Source organism: Janibacter sp. FSL W8-0316, assembly GCF_038004165.1.
Taxonomy (GTDB): Bacteria; Actinomycetota; Actinomycetes; order Actinomycetales; family Dermatophilaceae; genus Janibacter; species Janibacter indicus.
Genome location: NZ_JBBOQX010000001.1, coordinates 1,797,997 through 1,814,675 on the forward strand (window position 1 = coordinate 1,797,997; position 16,679 = coordinate 1,814,675).

Sequence of the window (16,679 nt, forward strand, 5' to 3'; positions counted from 1 at the left end):
GTGAAGATGAATCGAATGGACAGTAAGCGCTTGCTTACTGTCTTGTCCCCAGCGTCGGGCAGGCCCGGCGCACGACACGACCAGGAGACGCCTGCATGGGTCACTACAAGAGCAACCTGCGCGACATCGAGTTCAACCTCTTCGAGGTCTTCGGTCGCGACGAGATCCTGGGCCAGGGCCCCTACGAGGCCGTCGACGCCGACACCGCGCGCGAGATGCTCAAGGAGTACGCGCGTCTGGCCGAGAACGAGCTCGCCGAGTCCTTCGCCGACGCCGACCGCAACCCCCCGGTCTTCGACCCCGAAACCTCGTCCGTGGCGATGCCCGAGTCCTTCAAGAAGTCGTACAAGGCCTTCCAGGACGCCGGCTTCTGGTCGCTCGACCTACCCGAGGAGCTCGACGGCACCGTCGCTCCCCCGTCGCTGCGCTGGGCGATGAACGAGCTCGTCCTCGGCGCCAACCCGGCCATCGGCATGTTCGGCGCGAGCTACTCCTTCGCCAAGCTGCTCTACCTGCTCGGCACCGACGAGCAGAAGAAGCTCGCCAAGTGGATCGCCGAGAAGGGCTGGCACTGCACCATGGTGCTCACCGAGCCCGACGCCGGCTCGGACGTCGGCGCCGGCCGCACCAAGGCCACCGACAACGGCGACGGCACGTGGAACATCGAGGGCGTCAAGCGCTTCATCACCTCGGCCGAGTCGGACATGACCGACAACATCGTCCACTTCGTCCTCGCCCGCCCCGAGGGCGCCGGCCCGGGCACCAAGGGCCTGAGCCTCTTCATCCTCACCAAGTACGCCGTCGACCTCGAGACCGGCGAGCTGGGCGAGCGCAACGGCGTCTACGTCACCAACGTCGAGAAGAAGATGGGCCTGAAGGTCTCGACGACCTGCGAGGTGACCTTCGGCGAGAAGCACGCCGCCGTCGGCACCCTCTTCGGCGACGTCCACGACGGCATCGCCCAGATGTTCCGCGTCATCGAGAACGCCCGGATGATGGTCGGCACCAAGGCCATCGCCACCCTCTCCACCGGCTACCTCAACGCGCTCGAGTACGCCAAGGAGCGCGTCCAGGGCGCCGACCTGACGACGCCCGCCAAGGACGCGCCGCGTGTGACGATCACCCACCACCCGGACGTGCGCCGCAGCCTCATGCTGCAGAAGGCCTACGCCGAGGGCCTGCGGGCGCTCGTCACGCTCACCTCGAGCCAGCAGGACACCGTCGACGTCGAGCAGCTCGCGACGGGCGTCGAGGAGATCGCCGACGACTCCCCCGCCGCGATGGCCAACCGGGTCAACGACCTGCTGCTGCCGATCGTCAAGGGCCTGGGCTCCGAGCGGGCCTGGACCCTCCTCGGCACCGAGTCGCTGCAGACCTTCGGTGGCTCCGGCTTCCTGCAGGAGTACCCGATCGAGCAGTACGTCCGCGACGCGAAGATCGACACCCTCTACGAGGGCACCACGGCCATCCAGGGTCAGGACTTCTTCTTCCGCAAGATCGTGCGTGACAACGGCCAGGCGCTGGGTCACATCGCGATGCAGATCCAGGAGTTCGCCCAGGACGTCGAGGCGCAGGGCGGTGCGCTCAAGCACGAGCGCGAGCTGCTCGGCCAGGGCCTGGAAAACGTCCAGGGCATCCTCGGCGCGATGTTCCAGGCGCTCATGGCCTCCGACCCAAAGCAGGAGGGCTCGGACATCACCAACATCTACAAGGTGGGCCAGAACACCTCGCGTCTGCTGCTCGGCGCCGGTGACCTCGTCGTCGGCTGGCTGCTGCTGCGCCAGGCCGCCGTCGCCACCGAGGCCCTCGAGGCCGGCGCGGAGGGCAAGGACAAGGACTTCTACACGGGCAAGATCGCCGCGGCGAGCTTCTTCGCCAAGAACGTCCTCCCGCTCCTGGCCGGCGAGCGCGCCATCGCCGAGGCCACGGACAACACCCTCATGGACGTGCCCGAGTCGGCCTTCTGACCCGCACGACATGACGAAGGGGAGGTCCTGCCAGCCGGCGGGACCTCCCCTTCGTCGTGCTCGGGAGCGTCAGTAGCGACGGTCGTCGCGGACCACGGTCTCGCGACGGCGGCTCGTGAGCAGGAAGCTCAGGACGATCGCGAGGACGCCCAGACCGATGGCGATCCACCCCAGGGCCGCGAGGTCGAGGCCGGCGATCGACATGTCGCCGTTGTAGGCGAAGACGATGACGAGTCCGACGAGCAGCAGGAAGATCCCGGCGCCGATGTACATGTCGTGCTCCTGACTCCGGCTCAGAGCCGGTTGGTGGTCTCGGTGGGGTCGACCCGCTCGGCCGGCTGGTGCCGACCGCGGGGGTCCTTGGGGTCGGTGTGGACGGACAGCCGCGTGGGCACCTCGCGCGAACGGCGCGGCCGATCGAGGAGGAAGAATCCGGCGATCATCAGCAAGCTGAAGACAACGATGAAGATCCAGAACAGGGCTTCGCCGCCCATGGAGTACCCCTCTCTTCGGCGTTTCGCCCCACCCTAGACCCGCGGACGGGGCACACTGCGATTGTGACCACGCCAGTCACATGAGTCACACCCGCCACACCCCTGCCTCTCTCGTCCCTGGAGCCTCAGATGCGCCCGAGCACCCGCCGCGCGATGGTCCTCACCGCCACGACCGCCCTCGCCGCCTCCCTCGTCCCCGCCGCCAGCACCAGCGCGGCACCCGCCGCGCCGGCCGCCCCGGCAGCGACCACCGCCAAGAGCAGCCCCGGCTTCAACCTCACGGTCGAGCCGCTGTGGAGCGGGGTCAACGAGCGGCTGACCGTCATCGGCGAGCTCTACGACTCGAAGACCTACCGCCCGCTGACCGGTCGCTCGATCTCGCTGCAGGCACGCAATGTCGGCTCCACGACGTGGCGCACGGTCGCCCGCCCGGAGACCAACTCCAACGGCGCCTTCTCCGTCTCGCTGACGGCCGACCGCTCGAAGACCTACCGTGCGGTCTACTCGGGCAATGCCTGGTACACCGGCCGGCACAGCAACTGGGAGCGCCAGACGGCCAAGCCGGGCAAGTGGGTGCGCACGACCGCCAAGCCGGTCGCGACGAGCAACGGCGGCACCAAGGTCACCGGCCGGATCACCCAGCTGGTCGCGAGCCCGACCCGCCCGCTGCGCTATGTCAACGTCCACATCCAGGCCCGTCAGGCCTACGGCACCTACTGGTTCGACGCCGGCTCGACGAAGACCAACGGTCACGGCTACTTCGGGTGGAACACCTCGGTCAAGCCGAGCGCCTGCTACCGCTACCGCGCGATCTACAAGGGCAACTCCAACGGCTGGGCCGCCAAGAGCACGACCGCCGAGTGGAGCAACTGCGGCTGACCGCCGCCCGCACACACCCGGAGCCGGGCCCCGACGGGGCCCGGCTCCGTGGTCGTCCGGCCCGCGCTTGAAGGCCGGGCTCGCGCCGTGCGTCAGTCCTCGCGGGAGAGGCCGGCCAGGTGCCTGTTGTAGGCCTCGAGCTCGGCGTCACCGTTGCGGTCGGCCGCCCGGTCGCGGCGTGCGGTCTCGCGGTCGTCCGAGCGCATCCACTGCCAGGCCACGGCGATGGCCAGCACGAGGGTCGGCGCCTCGCCGACACCCCAGGCGATCGCGCCGCCGCGCTGCTGGTCGGCGATCGGGTCGCGCATCCACGACAGGTCGAGCCGACCGAAGAAGTCCTCGGCGAGCAGCTGCGTCGACTGGGTGAGGATGACGCCGAAGAAGGCGTGGAAGCTGATCGTCGCGAAGAGCACGACGAGCAGGGCGAGCGGCGACCACCGCTTGGGGCCCGGGTCGATGCCGATGAGCACCCACGTGAACATGTACCCGGTGAGCAGGAAGTGCACCATCATCAGCACGTGGCCGGTGTGCGTGCGCATCGCCAGCTCGAAGAGCGGGCTGTAGTAGAAGATCGCCAGGCTGAAGAAGAAGAGCGACGCCGCGACCGCGGGGTTGGCCAGCACCCGCAGGTAGCTCGAGTGGACCGTCGCGAGGATGAGCTCGCGGGGCCCGAGGGTCTTGTCCTTGCGCGCCGGCAGGGCCCGCAGCGCCAGGGTGACCGGGGCGCCCGGCACGAGCAGCAGCGGGGCGATCATCGCCACGCCCATGTGCTCGACCATGTGCCAGGAGAAGAGGATCTTGCCGTAGACGGCCGGGCCGCCCGAGGTGAAGTAGACGAAGACGACCCAGCCGAGGACCCAGCTGAGCGTGCGCAGCAGCGGCCAGTGGTCGCCGCGGGCCCGCAGCCGCAGGGCCCACCGGACGTAGACGACGACCGCGACGACCGCGACGGTCAGCCACAGCCAGTCGATCTGCCAGTCGCTGATCCAGCTCGTCGCGCTCGGCGGCCCGGGGTCGGGGTAGCCGGAGAGGTCGTAGACGACGGCGTTCTCCGGCGCGGTCTGCGCGGTCTCGGGGGTCGGCGTGCGACCGACGGCCACGCCGAGCCCCATGGCGGTGGCCATGACGGCGACCTCGCCGAGCGCCAGCCGGACGAAGGCGCTGTCCTGCGGTGCGAGGGCCTTCAGGCCCGAGCCTCGAAGGGGGGTCGCCCCCTGGGCGCCTGCCTCCAGCCCTGCGATGATCCGGCTGCGGTGCCACCAGCCGATGACCCCGAGGACGATCGCCGCGACGGCCTTGAGGATGAGCAAGACCCCGTAGCGCGAGTCGAGACCGTCGAGGCCACCGATGTTGATCCACGTCGCGAGCAGGCCGGAGAGGACGAGGAACGCGAAGCACCACGCGGCGATGCTCGAGTAGCGCCGCACGGTCACGGCCAGGTGGGTGCCGAGCGAGGGCCGCACGACGAGGAGGGCAACGAGCCCACCGATCCACACCGTCGCCGAGACGAGGTGGAAGGCGAGGGCGTTGACCCCGCTCATGTGGTCGAGGCTGGCGGCGGAGTGTCCGGACAGGGCGAGCGGGAGCAGCGCGAGGACCGAGCCGGCGGCGGCCCAGGCCAGCGCTCCCTTCGTCCGGGCCAGCGGAGCGGCGATCGCGATGACGCCGACGATCGCCGAGGAGATGACCGCCGTACGGGTGCTGTCCAGCTCCCAGACGAAGGCGACGAGCTGGGAGAAGTAGGTGGAGTCGGTGAGGCGCAGACCCGCGAGGGAGGCGAAGTCGGTGAGCATCCGGCCGATGCCGGCGAGGAACCAGACGATCGCCGCACCGCCCGCCAGCTGGGCCAGGCTCTCGCGTCGGGCCGTGCGGGTGGTCTCGGGCACGAGGAAGGCGCCGAGGACGAGGGCGCCGACGGTCACGGCGGCCGCGGCGTCGTGGACCACGCGGAGCACGGGCAGCGACCAGCGGACGAAGCCGCCGGGGTCGCCGAGCTCGAGCGGCGCCGCACCGCCGCCGAAGGCCGTGGCCGCGACGACCGCGAGGACGCTGACGAGGCCGAGGATCCCGAGCGGGACGGAGGTGGTGCGGGGGGCGCCCGGGCTGGCTGACATGCCCTCTAATCTAGGCAACGAGTCCGGGGACCACCGCATCGTGTGCTGTCATGGACCGATCGAAGGGAGTGCCCGTGACCACGTCGTCGTCCGCAGAGCTGAGCACCAGCGTCATCCGGATGCTGCGCATGCTCCAGGCCACGCGCGTGCGCGCCCCTCGCGTGCACCCCGCCGTCGAGGCGAGCCACCACTCGGTGCTCGTCGCCGTCCGTGACGCCCCGAGCCGGGTCGGCGACATCGCCGCGCGCAACCTCTCCGACGCGTCGACGGTCAGCCGCCAGGTGAGCCACCTGACCTCCCTCGGACTGCTGCACAAGGTGCCCGACCCGCAGGACGGCCGCGCCCAGCTCGTCGCGCTGACCGACGAGGGCGCTGCTCTGCTCGACGAGCTCGTGGAGCGCCGCGAGGCCTGGTTCGCCGAGCTGCTCGACGACTGGAGCGAGAACGACATCGCGGCCTTCATCGGCTACGTCGACCGCTTCTGCGACGCCGTCTCCACGGACCAGCGCCACCGCCCCTGACACCGCTGCTGACACCGGGGCAACCCGGCAGGCGGGCCGGGCGTCTGCCAAGATGACGACGTCATCTGCCACAGACCGGGGGAACCCACCATGCGTTACCGCAGTGCTGCACTCACCGCACTCGTCCTCGCGACGTCGAGCGCGCTCATCGGCTCGTCCGCCGGTGCCGCCCCCGCCGCACCGACGAGCACCGGCATCGACGTCAACTGCGAGGGCATCGGCGCCGACACCGTGACCGTCACCGGCGACCTCGCACGCGGCGGCACCGCCGAGATCGAGCGGGGCCCGTTGACCGTCGTCGGCCGCCCCGGCTTCACCGGCGAGGACGCCTCCGGCCACCAGGTCGACGTCGCGCCGACCGGCGACGGCGCCCTGTGCACCGCCGACGAGGAGACGACGGCCAGCGCGATCGCCAAGGTGCTGCCGGCCACCCAGGCCGCCAAGGCCCCCTCCTCCGGCACGGTGACCGGGCAGCTGACCTTCACCGTCGAGGTCGACACCAGCGCCGCGGTGGCGCCGCAGGCCGCCGCCCAGGGCGACACGATGTCGACCGCCGCCGCACTCCCCTTCGAGTCGGAGCTGCGCAGCTATCTCAACTCCCGCCCGGGTGCCGTCGGGGTCGCCGTCCGCCGACCCGGCACCGGCAAGTCCTGGACCTACACCAAGGTCTCCTCCCGCAACGTCACCGCGAGCATCGTCAAGGTCCAGATCATGTCGGCCGTGATGATGAAGGCCCAGAGCGAGGGGCGCGCCCTGTCCTCCTGGGAGAAGTCGAAGATCTCCCCGATGATCCGCAACAGCGACAACGACGCGACGACGGCACTCTTCAACCACATCGGCGGCCGGCGCGCGATCGACAGCACCGCCGACCGGCTCGGCATGACGAGTACCGTCGCCGACCCCTACAACCACTGGGGCCTGACGAGCACGACCGCGGCCGACCAGGCCCGGCTCATGGAGCACTACGCCCGCCCGTCCAGCGTGCTCAGCGCGACCAACCGCATGTACGGCCTGAGCCTGATGCGCCAGATCAACTCCAGCCAGGACTGGGGCGTCACGGCCGGCCCGCCCGCCGGCAAGGTGGCGCTGAAGAACGGCTGGCTGCCGCGCACCGACGGCTGGCACGTCAACTCCATCGGCTGGGTCAACGCCGGCTACCCCGACTACACGATCGCCGTGCTCACCCACGACAACCCCGGCGCGATGAGCACCGAGGTCGCGACCATCGAGGGCGTCTCGCGCATCGTGTGGAAGAACCGCGCGAAGCTCGGCGGGTCGACCACCCCCACGCCGACGACCCGCGGCAAGCGCGGTGACGTCGACGCCGACGGCAAGGCCGACCTCATGGGCATGTCGGCGACCGGCCGGATCTACCGGATGAAGGGGTCGGGTACCGACTTCGGCGCGAAGAAGGTCGTCAAGTCCGGCTTCTCGGACGCCACCTGGCTGGGCACCGCCGGCGACGTCAACAAGGACAAGCGCTCCGACGTCCTCGTGCGCCGTGGCGACGGCCGGCTGCAGCTGATGCTCACGACGAGCAGCGGCGCCCTGGGCACCCCCAAGACGATCGCGACCGGCTGGGGCTCCTACACCGACATCGCCGCGGGTGGCGACGTCGACCGCAACGGCAAGCTCGACGTCCTCAACCGCAAGGTCGGCGGCGCCGTCGACCACTACGAGATGTCCGACTCCGGCAGCCTCAAGCGGATCCGCACGATGGGCAAGCCCGCCGTCTACTACCAGAACATCATGCTCGTGGCCGACGTCAACGGCGACGGCCGCGACGACCTGCGTGGCGTCGCCGCCGGCGGCCGCATGCGCACCTGGACCTCCACGGGCTCCGCGTGGAAGCAGGCGAGCGCGACGAGCACCGGCTGGAGCGCCTACCGCACGGTCCTCTCCCCCGGCGACATCAACGTCTCCTCGTCGAAGCAGGACGACATCGTCGCGGTGTGGCCCTCCGGGCGCGGCCGGATGCACTACGGCACCAAGGGCGGCGGCCAGGGCACGAGCTACCGCAACATCAGCGAGGGGCTGGGCAGCCTGACGTACGTCTGGTGACCCGCCCCGCGACTGCATTGCCCTACGGCAATGCAGAGTCTTGACGTCGAGAGATTGCATTGCCGTAGGGCAATGCAGAGTCCACGGGTGAGGAGCCTGCGGGGCGGGCTCTCGGGCCACCTCGAGTCCGCCTGCCTGTCTTGGCACCGCCCATGACGAAGGGAGGGCCCCGCCGGTTGTCGCCGGCTGGGCCCTCCCTTCGCCCGAGCAGGACTGCACTGCCCTACGGCAATGCAGAGTCTTGACGTCGAGAGATTGCATTGCCGTAGGGCAATGCAGAGTCCACGCAGGTCAGGCCCAGAGGAAGGCCGTGCCCGGGTCGTGGAGCAGGGCACCGACGTCGGCGAGCAGCTTGGAGCCGAGCTCGCCGTCGATCAGCCGGTGGTCGAAGGAGAGCGCGAGCTGGGTGACCCAGCGCGGCTCGATCGATTCGCTGCCGTCGGCGGCGGTGACGACCCACGGCATGCGCCGCACGGCCCCGAAGGCGAGGATCGCGGCCTCGCCGGGGTTGAGGATCGGGGTGCCGGTGTCGACGCCGAAGACGCCGACATTGGTGATCGTCGCGGTGCCGCCGGACAGGTCGGCTGGCTGCGTGCGGCCCTCTCGGGCCGTCGCGACAAGGTCGCCGAGCGCGGCGGCCAGGTCGTGCAGCGAGAGTCCGTCGGCCCCCTTGATGTTGGGCACGAGCAGCCCGCGCGGGGTCGCCGCGGCGATGCCGAGGTTGACCTGCGGGTGCAGGACGATCTCCTGGGCGGACTGGTCCCAGCTCGCATTGGCCTCGCCGTGCCGCCGCAGCGCCAGGCAGAAGGCCTTGGCGACGAGCATCAGCGGCGTGACCTTGACGTCGGCGAATGCCCGGTCGCGCTTGAGTCGGTCGACCATCTCCATCATCGCGGTGACGTCGACGGCGACGAACTCGGTGACGTGCGGGGCGGTGAAGGCCGAGGCGACCATCGCCTCCGCCGTCGCCTTGCGCACGCCCTTGATCGGGATGCGCACCTCGTCGACGGGCGTCCCCGCGAGATGCTGCGGCCGCTGGACGTGGGCCTCGGCGACCGGGGCGGCCGACGCCGTCGACGCACCCTCGACGTCCGCGCGGGTGACGATGCCGCCTTCGCCCGTGGGGGCCACCGACTGCAGGTCGACGCCGAGGTCCTTGGCGAGCTTGCGCACCGGCGGCTTGGCCAGGGCGCGGGTCTGCGCGCCCGTGAGCGCAGCCGCGGGGGCGGGCGGGGTCGCGGCCGGAGCGGGAGCAGGCGCGGCGGGTGCCGCGTCGGCGCCGCCCTTGCGGGCACGACGTCGGGTGCTGCCGGCCTTGGCGCCGTAGCCGACGAGGTTGGGGCCGGAGGCCTCCTCCGCCTCACCGGCCTCGGGAGCCGCCGGCTCCGGGTCGGAGCCGGCGACCTCCACGGTGATGATCGGGGCGCCGACGTCGACGGTGTCGCCCTCGGCGACGAGCAGCTCGACGACGGTGCCGGCGAAGGGGATGGGCAGCTCGACGAGCGACTTGGCGGTCTCGACCTCGATGACGATGTCGTTGACGGCGACGGTGTCGCCGACCTTGACCTTCCAGGTCGTCACCTCGGCCTCGGTGAGGCCCTCGCCGGGGTCGGGCAGGTTGAACTTCTTGACGGCCACGGGGACTCCTGTCAGTGCGCGAGCGAGCGGTCGACGGCGTCGAGGACCCGGTCGAGGGTCGGGAGGAACTCCTCCTCGAAGCGGCTGGGCGGGTAGGGGATGTTGTAGCCACCGACCCGCAGCACGGGCGCCTCGAGGTGGTAGAAGCACTCCTCCTGGACCCGGGCCGCGATCTCCGCACCCAGCCCGACGAAGGTCTGCGCCTCGTGGACGATGACGGCGCGACCGGTCTTCTTCACCGAGTCGGTGATCGTCGGCAGGTCGAGCGGGCTGAGCGAGCGCAGGTCGACGACCTCGAGGTCGCGGCCCTCCTCGCGCGCGGCCTCGGCCGCCTGCAGGCAGGTCTTGACCATCGGGCCGTAGCACAGGAGCGTCGCGTCACGACCCTCCCGGACCACGCGGGCGTCGTAGAGACCGAGGTCAGGGGCACCCCCTTCGTCGATCTCGGTCTCGCCGCGCTCGTGGTAGCGGCGCTTGGGCTCGAAGAAGATCACCGGGTCGTCGGTCTCGATGGCCTGCTGGATCATCCAGTAGGCATCGGCCGCATTGCTGCACGAGACGACCCGCAGGCCGGCGGTGTGCGCGAAGTAGGCCTCGTTGGACTCGCTGTGGTGCTCGACCGCACCGATGCCGCCGCCGCAGGGGATGCGGATGACCATCGGCACCTTGAGGTGACCGAGGGAACGCGCGTGCATCTTGGCGACCTGGCTGACGATCTGGTCGAAGGCCGGGTAGACGAAGCCGTCGAACTGGATCTCGACGACGGGCCGGTAGCCACGCAGCGCCAGACCGACGGCGGTGCCGACGATGCCGGACTCGGCGAGCGGGGTGTCGAGGACCCGGTGCTCGCCGAAGTCCTTCTGCAGGCCCTCGGTGATGCGGAAGACGCCGCCGAGCTTGCCGACGTCCTCGCCCATGAGGACGACCTTGGGGTCCTTGTCCATGGCCTTGCGCAGGCCGGCGTTGAGGCCCTTGGCGAGGGAGAGGCGCTGGCCGCTCATCGGGCGTCTCCTTCCTCGGCGAAGCCGGCGTGGTAGGCGAGGAACTCCTCGCGCTCGGCGTCGACGACGGGGTGCGGCTCGGTGTACTGGTGGTCGAACATCGTCGGCAGCTCCGGGTCGGGCATCTCCTGGCAGGCCGTGCGGATGCGCTCGGCGACCTGCCCGGCCTCGGCGTCGACCGCGTCGAAGAAGGCCTGGTCGGCGTGGCCACGCTCGGTCATGAAGCCGCGCATGCGCTTGATCGGGTCCTTGTGCTTCCAGATCTCGACCTCGGCGTCGCTGCGGTACTTCGTCGGGTCGTCGGAGGTCGTGTGCGCGCCCATCCGGTAGGTGTAGGCCTCGATGAGCGTCGGGCCCTGACCGCTGCGCGCCTTGTCGAGCGCGTCCTTGGCGACGGCATAGGTGGCCAGCGGGTCGTTGCCGTCGACGAGCACGCCGGGGAAGCCGAAGCCGCGGGCGCGCTGGTAGGGCGGGATGATGAACTGCTTGTCGTTGGGCTCGGAGATCGCCCACTGGTTGTTCTGCACGAAGAACACGACCGGCGCGTTGGTCACGGCCGCGAAGACGAGCGCCTCGTTGAAGTCGCCCTGGCTCGTGCCGCCGTCACCGGTGAAGGCCATGACGGCGCTGTCGCGCTCCGGGTCGCCGGTGCCCATGGCCCCGTCGGCCGTGATGCCCATGGCGTAGCCGACCGCGTGGAGCATCTGGTTGCCGATGACGATCGTGTAGAGGTGGAAGTTCTTTTCGTTGGAGTCCCACCCGCCGTGGTTGACCCCGCGGAACATGCCGAAGAGGCTCACCGGGTCGACGCCGCGGCACCAGGCGACACCGTGCTCACGGTAGCCGGGGAAGGCGTAGTCGTGGGGGCGCAGCGCGCGGCCGGCCCCGACCTGCGCGGCCTCCTGGCCAAAGAGGCTCGGCCACAGGCCAAGCTCGCCCTGGCGCTGGAGGGCGAAGCCCTCGGCGTCGATGCGGCGCACGAGGACGAGGTCGCGGTAGATCGTGCGCGCGTCCTCGCTCGTCATGTCCTCGACGATCCGGGCGTAGGGCGCGTTGGTCGCGTTGGTCTCCAGCCGGGTGCCCTCGGCATCGACGAACTGGACCATCTCGGGGTTGTCGTCGGAGAAGTGCCCGGTGATCTGGGACGGTGGCGTCGGCCCCATCTCGGGCGAGGGCTCGAAGGCCCCCGCCACATGTCCTCGGGTGCCGGCGTGGCCGGCGACGTCGCTGTCGCTCACGGTGTGCTCCCTTCGGCCCGGCCCGGGGGTCACCCGTCCGCGGCACTGGGGGCGTCGGCGTCGACGCCCCGGTCGGCTGCGGCGGGCTTGTGACCCGAGCCACAGTTCACTGGCTGGGGCCAACCTAGCGTCTCAGCAGGTGGACGCCCAAACCGGTCCCGACCCACTGCGCGAAGGGGGCTAGGGTGCGCGCATGGACACCCCGCGGCTGCGCTCCGCCCTCGACCAGGTCCCCGCCTACGTGGCCGGCAAACCGCCTGCCCCGCGTGACGGAGTGACGGTCTACAAGGTCTCCTCCAACGAAAACCCGCACCCTCCCCTCCCTTCGGTCGTGGAGGTCATCCGCGAGGCGGCTGAAGGGGTCAACCGCTACCCCGACATGGGCGTCACGGCCCTCACCGACGCCCTCGCCGCGCACCTCGACGTGCCGCGCGAGCAGATCGCGACCGGCACCGGGTCGGTGGGGGTGCTCGCGCAGATCATCCAGTCGACGTGCGACCCGGGCGACGAGGTCGTCTACGCGTGGCGATCCTTCGAGGCCTACCCGATCGTCGTGGCGATCGCCGGCGCGGTGTCGGTCCAGGTGCCCCTGACCGAAGACCAGCGCCACGACCTCGACGCGATGGCCGCCGCGATCACCGACCGCACCCGCGTCGTGCTCGTGTGCACCCCCAACAACCCGACCGGTCCGTCGGTGACGCACGCCGAGCTCGAGACCTTCCTCGCCAAGGTGCCCCGCGATGTCCTGGTCGTCGTCGACGAGGCCTACCTCGAGTTCGTCGAGGGCGAAGGGGAGGTCGACGGCCTCTCCCTTCGCCGCGAGCACGGCAACGTCATGCTCCTGCGCACCTTTTCCAAGGCCTACGGCCTCGCCGGGCTGCGGGTCGGCTACGCCGTCGCGCCGGAGCCGGTGGCCGAGGCGCTGCGCAAGACCGCGACCCCCTTCGGCGTCAACCTCATCGCTCAGGCCGCGGCGATCGCCTCGCTCGAGGCCAAGGACGAGCTCGACGTGCGGGTCAAGGAGATCGTCGCCGAGCGCGAGCGGGTGCTCGCCGCCCTCGCCGAGGCGGGCTGGCAGATGACGCCGAGCCAGGCCAACTTCGTGTGGTTCCCGCTCGGCGAGCGCACGGCCGACTTCGTCGCGGCGTGCACCGAGGCGGGCCTGTCGGTACGCCCCTACGGCAGCGACGGCGTGCGGGTGACGATCGGCGAGACCGAGGCCAACGACCGGCTGATCGAGGTGGCCCGGGAGTTCCTGCGCGCCGCTTCCTGACACCCGTGGACTCTGCATTGCCCTACGGCAATGCAACCTCTCGACGTCAAGCCTCTGCATTGCCGTAGGGCAATGCAGTCTCACCCGGGCGAAGGGGAGGTCAGCGGGCCTCGGCCACGGCGACGGCTTCGGCGATCCGCCGCAGGAGCGTCGAAGGGTCGTCCAGGTCGGCCCAGCCCAGTCGCACGAAGACCCATCCTTCGGCCTCGAGGGCCGCCTGCCGCGCCAACTGGTCCACCATCACCTCGGGGCCGGTGTACTTGCCCTCGCCGTCGAACTCGATGGCGACCTTGTACTCACGCAGCGCGAAGTCCAGCCGGAACCTGCGGCCGCCCGCACGCACCCACAGCTGCGGCTCGAACTCCCAGGACCCTTGCCGCAGGATCACCGCGGTGAGGGTCTCGCCCGCCGACTCGTGGCGCGGATCGATGTCCGCCAGCCACGCTCGTGCACGGTCGATGCCCGTGGATCCCGCGTGCGCCTTCAGCGACGCCGCGATGTCCTCCACGGTGCACATGCCCTGGGCCACGGCGAAGTCCGCGGCCACGAGGGCGCCCGGCGCGCTGTTGATCGCGGCCATCCCGACGATCGCCGTCGCGGGGTCCACGACGCGCACCGCGCCGCCCACCAAGGGGACGTTGACGTCACGGCAGGCTCCCCCCTTCGCCGCGTACTCGCTGACGCGCACTCCCGTGCGGGTACGGCCGTGACCACAACCGGCGGTCGCGATCTCCACGGTGGCCAGATCGCACCGGGCGATCGGCAGACCGAGCAACAGGGCCGCCGAGACGCGGCACGCGGCTGCCCCCTCCCCGAGGAGCCGCAACCGGGCGACCGTCCTCAGGACGTGCCGCTCTTCATCGGTCGCGTCCACCAGGCAGGAGTACCAACCGGGCGCAACGCGCCAGACCTGCTCGCGACGGATGAGGGCGGTCAGGTCGTGCCCGGAGATCCGCGCCTCACGGGCCTGCTCGGTCGTGAAGAGCGGGAGGCCACGGAAGGCGGAGAGGTCGACGTGTCGCGCGATGACGGGTGCCATGCGACCACGTTGACCGAATCACCGACCCGAGTTCCGGAGTTATCCACAGTGAGGCTGGGTGAGCCCCCCCAACTCTGCATTGCCCTACGGCAATGCAATGTCTTGATCTCGAGAGAGTGCATTGCCGTAGGGCAATGCAGAGTCCGGGGGGTCAGCGGTCGAGGTCCTCCTTCTCCGGCAGGACCCAGTTGAGGATCATCGAGACGATCGTGATGACGAGGGCGCCGATGACCGCGTCCCACCAGAACTCGGTGATCTCGAAGTCGAGGCCCAGCGGCGAGGAGATCCACTCGGTGAGCTGGAGCAGGAAGGCGTTGACCACGAAGGTGAACAGCCCCAGCGTCAGGACGATGAAGGGGAAGGTCAGCACCTTGGCGATCGGCTTCACGACCGCGTTGACGACACCGAAGATCAGCGCAACGAGCACGATGGTCGCGAACTTCGAGGCGAAGGTCGCGTCACCGTCGGCCAGGTGGATCCCGTCGATGAGCCACGCGGCGACCCACAGCGCCACGGCGTTGACGCCGGTCCGGATGAGGAAGTTGGTCATGGGCCCAGCATGGCAGCACACGTGACCGTGGGCACAGGACCCGCCCGACGGGCGGCGGCTGTGGTCCCCTAGTGGGTCATACTTGACCGGCCGGTAGCGAGGGAGCACCGGCGATGGAGGAGAGACGGATGAGCGACGGCCGCCCCGGACGACGGCACGACCTCTGGGACGAGGACGACGACCTCGGCACCACCTCGGGCCCAGCCGACACCTCGGCCGCAGCCGGGAGCTCCGCTGCGGCGACCCCGACGAAGGGGGGCGAGCCCGCCCCGTCGAGGCACTCCCGTCGCCGGGACGAGGCCGCGAGCAAGCGCAAGCGCTGGCTGCTGCCGATCGCTGCCCTGCTCGTGCTGGCCCTGTGCGGCGGTGGCGGCTTCGCGGCCTTCGGCCGCGGCGGTGACGACAGCGCGTGCGGCGGCGACGCCCTCACCGTCGCCGCGACCCCCGAGATCGCCGATGCGCTCGAGGACGCCCTGGACAAGGTGCGCGAGCAGGACGAGTGCGCCAACTTCGACGTCTCGGCCACCTCGGCCGCCGACGCCGCCCAGGGCATCAACGACGGCACCGCCCCAGATGTCTGGATCCCCGACAGCTCGACCTGGATCGACGCGGTCGACCCGGGCAAGAGCACGGGCCAGTGGCTCGAGGGCCAGTCGATCGCCTCCTCCCCCGTCGTCCTCGCGACGAGCGACGAGCAGAAGGACAACCGCACCGGCTTCACCTCGTGGTCCTCGCTGCTCAACCAGGACGGTGGCCTGCGCATGGCCAACCCCGACTCCGACACCGCGAGCCGTCTGGCCTTCCACGCCAGCCGCATCGGGCAGCCCGGCCGGATCGGTCTCGACACCGGCAAGCGACTGATCTTCATGTCGCGCTTCGCCGCCCCCTCGATCGACAAGCTCCTCGACGACTACGCGGCCGACCCAAGCAAGACCCAGCCCTTCCCCGCCTCCGAGCAGCAGATCGCCGCGTGGAACGCCGACAACGGTGACGCCTCCCCCCTTCGCGCGGTGATGCCGAAGAAGGGGACGTTGACGCTGGACTACCCGTGGATCACCAACCCCGAGCTCGCCGGCGACGAGCTCAAGACCGCCGACCGGGCCCGCACCGAGCTGGGCTCGCTCGAGGTGCGCGAGGCCCTCACCGAGGCCGGCTTCCGCGACTCCAACGGACAGGGCGGCCCCGAGATCGACGGTGCCACCCCGCCGAAGCTCACCGAGCTCGAGCCGCTCGACCGCAACGAGCGGATCTCCGCCGTCGAGCAGTGGGACGTCATGCGCACGGACATGCGCATGCTCGCGCTCGTCGACGCCTCCGGCTCGATGAAGTGGGACAGCCCCACGCCCGGCGAGACCCGGTGGGACGTGACGAAGGGGGCGCTCACCCAGGGCGCCGACATGCTCCCCGCCGGCAGCCAGGTCGGCGCGTGGGTCTTCAGCAGCGAGCGCAGCAAGGGCAAGGACTACGAGGAGCTCGCCCCGGTCAAGCGGCTCGATGCCGCGGCCGGCTCCGGCTCCCACCGCGACCGGCTCCAGCGGATCGTCGAGGGCAGCGACAAGCTCGTCGAGGGCGACACCGCGCTCTACGACTCGATCTGGGCCGCCCACCAGCAGATGGTCAAGGACTACGACGACGACTACGTCAACTCGATCGTCTTCACCGACGGCGAGAACGATGACCCCAACGGTGGCCTCTCGCTCAACCAGCTGCTGAGCAAGCTCGACAAGTCCTATGACCCGAAGCGGCCGGTCCGCGTCATCACCATCGGCATGGGCGAGGCCAACCCCACGGCCCTGCAGAAGATCGCCGACGAGACGGGCGGCACGAGCTACATCGCCGAGACCCCCGACGACATCGAGCGGGTCTTCGTCCAAGCGCTGCTCGCCCGCCGCGGCTGAGTCACG

The 16,679-nt window shown here is 70.5% G+C and carries 14 protein-coding genes; 6 read left to right on the forward strand and 8 right to left on the reverse strand.

Features of this window, described 5'->3' with window-relative positions; translation table 11 throughout:
• Positions 1-95 precede the first annotated feature (95 nt).
• Complete coding sequence (locus tag NYE39_RS08870; protein WP_341012436.1) at positions 96-1,967, forward strand: acyl-CoA dehydrogenase; 1,872 nt, start codon at positions 96-98, stop codon at positions 1,965-1,967.
• 69 nt (positions 1,968-2,036) lie between these two features.
• On the opposite strand, the gene NYE39_RS08875 is transcribed toward NYE39_RS08870, so the two are convergent.
• Together NYE39_RS08875 and NYE39_RS08880 are read right to left on the reverse strand one after the other, a co-directional pair.
• Complete coding sequence (locus NYE39_RS08875) at positions 2,037-2,240, reverse strand: DUF6458 family protein (protein WP_072625647.1); 204 nt, start codon at positions 2,238-2,240, stop codon at positions 2,037-2,039.
• 20 nt (positions 2,241-2,260) lie between these two features.
• The gene (locus tag NYE39_RS08880) at positions 2,261-2,461 is read right to left on the reverse strand and encodes a hypothetical protein (protein ID WP_072625648.1); all 201 of its coding nucleotides are present in this window, start codon (positions 2,459-2,461) and stop codon (positions 2,261-2,263) included.
• Positions 2,462-2,590: 129 nt separating this feature from the next.
• Here NYE39_RS08880 and NYE39_RS08885 point away from each other — a divergent pair, with 129 nt between their 5' ends.
• Entirely contained in the window at positions 2,591-3,340 is a 750-nt protein-coding gene (locus tag NYE39_RS08885; protein WP_072625649.1) for a hypothetical protein, read from the forward strand.
• 92 nt (positions 3,341-3,432) lie between these two features.
• Here the strand turns inward: NYE39_RS08885 and NYE39_RS08890 are convergent, their stop codons facing one another.
• A complete protein-coding gene (locus tag NYE39_RS08890; protein ID WP_341012437.1) occupies positions 3,433-5,454 on the reverse strand; it encodes a cytochrome c oxidase assembly protein in 2,022 nt (673 codons plus the stop codon).
• 74 nt (positions 5,455-5,528) lie between these two features.
• Between NYE39_RS08890 and NYE39_RS08895 the strand changes: the two genes are divergently transcribed.
• Positions 5,529-5,975 (forward strand): MarR family winged helix-turn-helix transcriptional regulator, encoded by a 447-nt coding sequence (locus NYE39_RS08895; protein ID WP_341012438.1) that lies wholly within the window; start codon positions 5,529-5,531, stop codon positions 5,973-5,975.
• A 90-nt stretch (positions 5,976-6,065) separates the two neighbouring features.
• On the forward strand, positions 6,066-8,036 hold the full coding sequence (locus NYE39_RS08900; RefSeq protein WP_341012439.1) for an FG-GAP-like repeat-containing protein: 1,971 nt from the start codon (positions 6,066-6,068) through the stop codon (positions 8,034-8,036).
• A gap of 291 nt (positions 8,037-8,327) precedes the next feature.
• Here the strand turns inward: NYE39_RS08900 and NYE39_RS08905 are convergent, their stop codons facing one another.
• The 3 genes from NYE39_RS08905 to pdhA are packed head-to-tail and all read right to left on the reverse strand — an operon-like array spanning position 8,328 to position 11,913.
• Positions 8,328-9,674: a dihydrolipoamide acetyltransferase family protein gene (locus tag NYE39_RS08905; protein ID WP_341012440.1), complete on the reverse strand. Its 1,347-nt coding sequence runs from the start codon at positions 9,672-9,674 to the stop codon at positions 8,328-8,330.
• 11 nt (positions 9,675-9,685) lie between these two features.
• Positions 9,686-10,675, reverse strand: coding sequence for an alpha-ketoacid dehydrogenase subunit beta (locus NYE39_RS08910; protein WP_341012441.1), 990 nt, complete (start codon positions 10,673-10,675; stop codon positions 9,686-9,688).
• Positions 10,672-11,913: a pyruvate dehydrogenase (acetyl-transferring) E1 component subunit alpha gene (gene pdhA, locus NYE39_RS08915; protein ID WP_445667068.1), complete on the reverse strand. Its 1,242-nt coding sequence runs from the start codon at positions 11,911-11,913 to the stop codon at positions 10,672-10,674. The genes NYE39_RS08910 and pdhA overlap by 4 nt, the downstream gene beginning before the upstream one ends.
• 193 nt (positions 11,914-12,106) lie before the next feature.
• Between pdhA and hisC the strand changes: the two genes are divergently transcribed.
• Positions 12,107-13,186 (forward strand): histidinol-phosphate transaminase, encoded by a 1,080-nt coding sequence (hisC, locus tag NYE39_RS08920; protein ID WP_341012442.1) that lies wholly within the window; start codon positions 12,107-12,109, stop codon positions 13,184-13,186.
• A gap of 100 nt (positions 13,187-13,286) precedes the next feature.
• Here hisC and NYE39_RS08925 read toward each other — a convergent pair whose 3' ends face one another.
• Both NYE39_RS08925 and NYE39_RS08930 read right to left on the reverse strand, forming a co-directional pair.
• Positions 13,287-14,225: an endonuclease domain-containing protein gene (locus NYE39_RS08925; protein ID WP_341012443.1), complete on the reverse strand. Its 939-nt coding sequence runs from the start codon at positions 14,223-14,225 to the stop codon at positions 13,287-13,289.
• 151 nt (positions 14,226-14,376) lie between these two features.
• The gene (locus NYE39_RS08930) at positions 14,377-14,775 is read right to left on the reverse strand and encodes a phage holin family protein (protein WP_072625657.1); all 399 of its coding nucleotides are present in this window, start codon (positions 14,773-14,775) and stop codon (positions 14,377-14,379) included.
• A 128-nt stretch (positions 14,776-14,903) separates the two neighbouring features.
• Between NYE39_RS08930 and NYE39_RS08935 the strand changes: the two genes are divergently transcribed.
• A complete protein-coding gene (locus tag NYE39_RS08935) occupies positions 14,904-16,673 on the forward strand; it encodes a substrate-binding and VWA domain-containing protein (RefSeq protein WP_341012444.1) in 1,770 nt (589 codons plus the stop codon).
• Positions 16,674-16,679 lie beyond the last annotated feature (6 nt).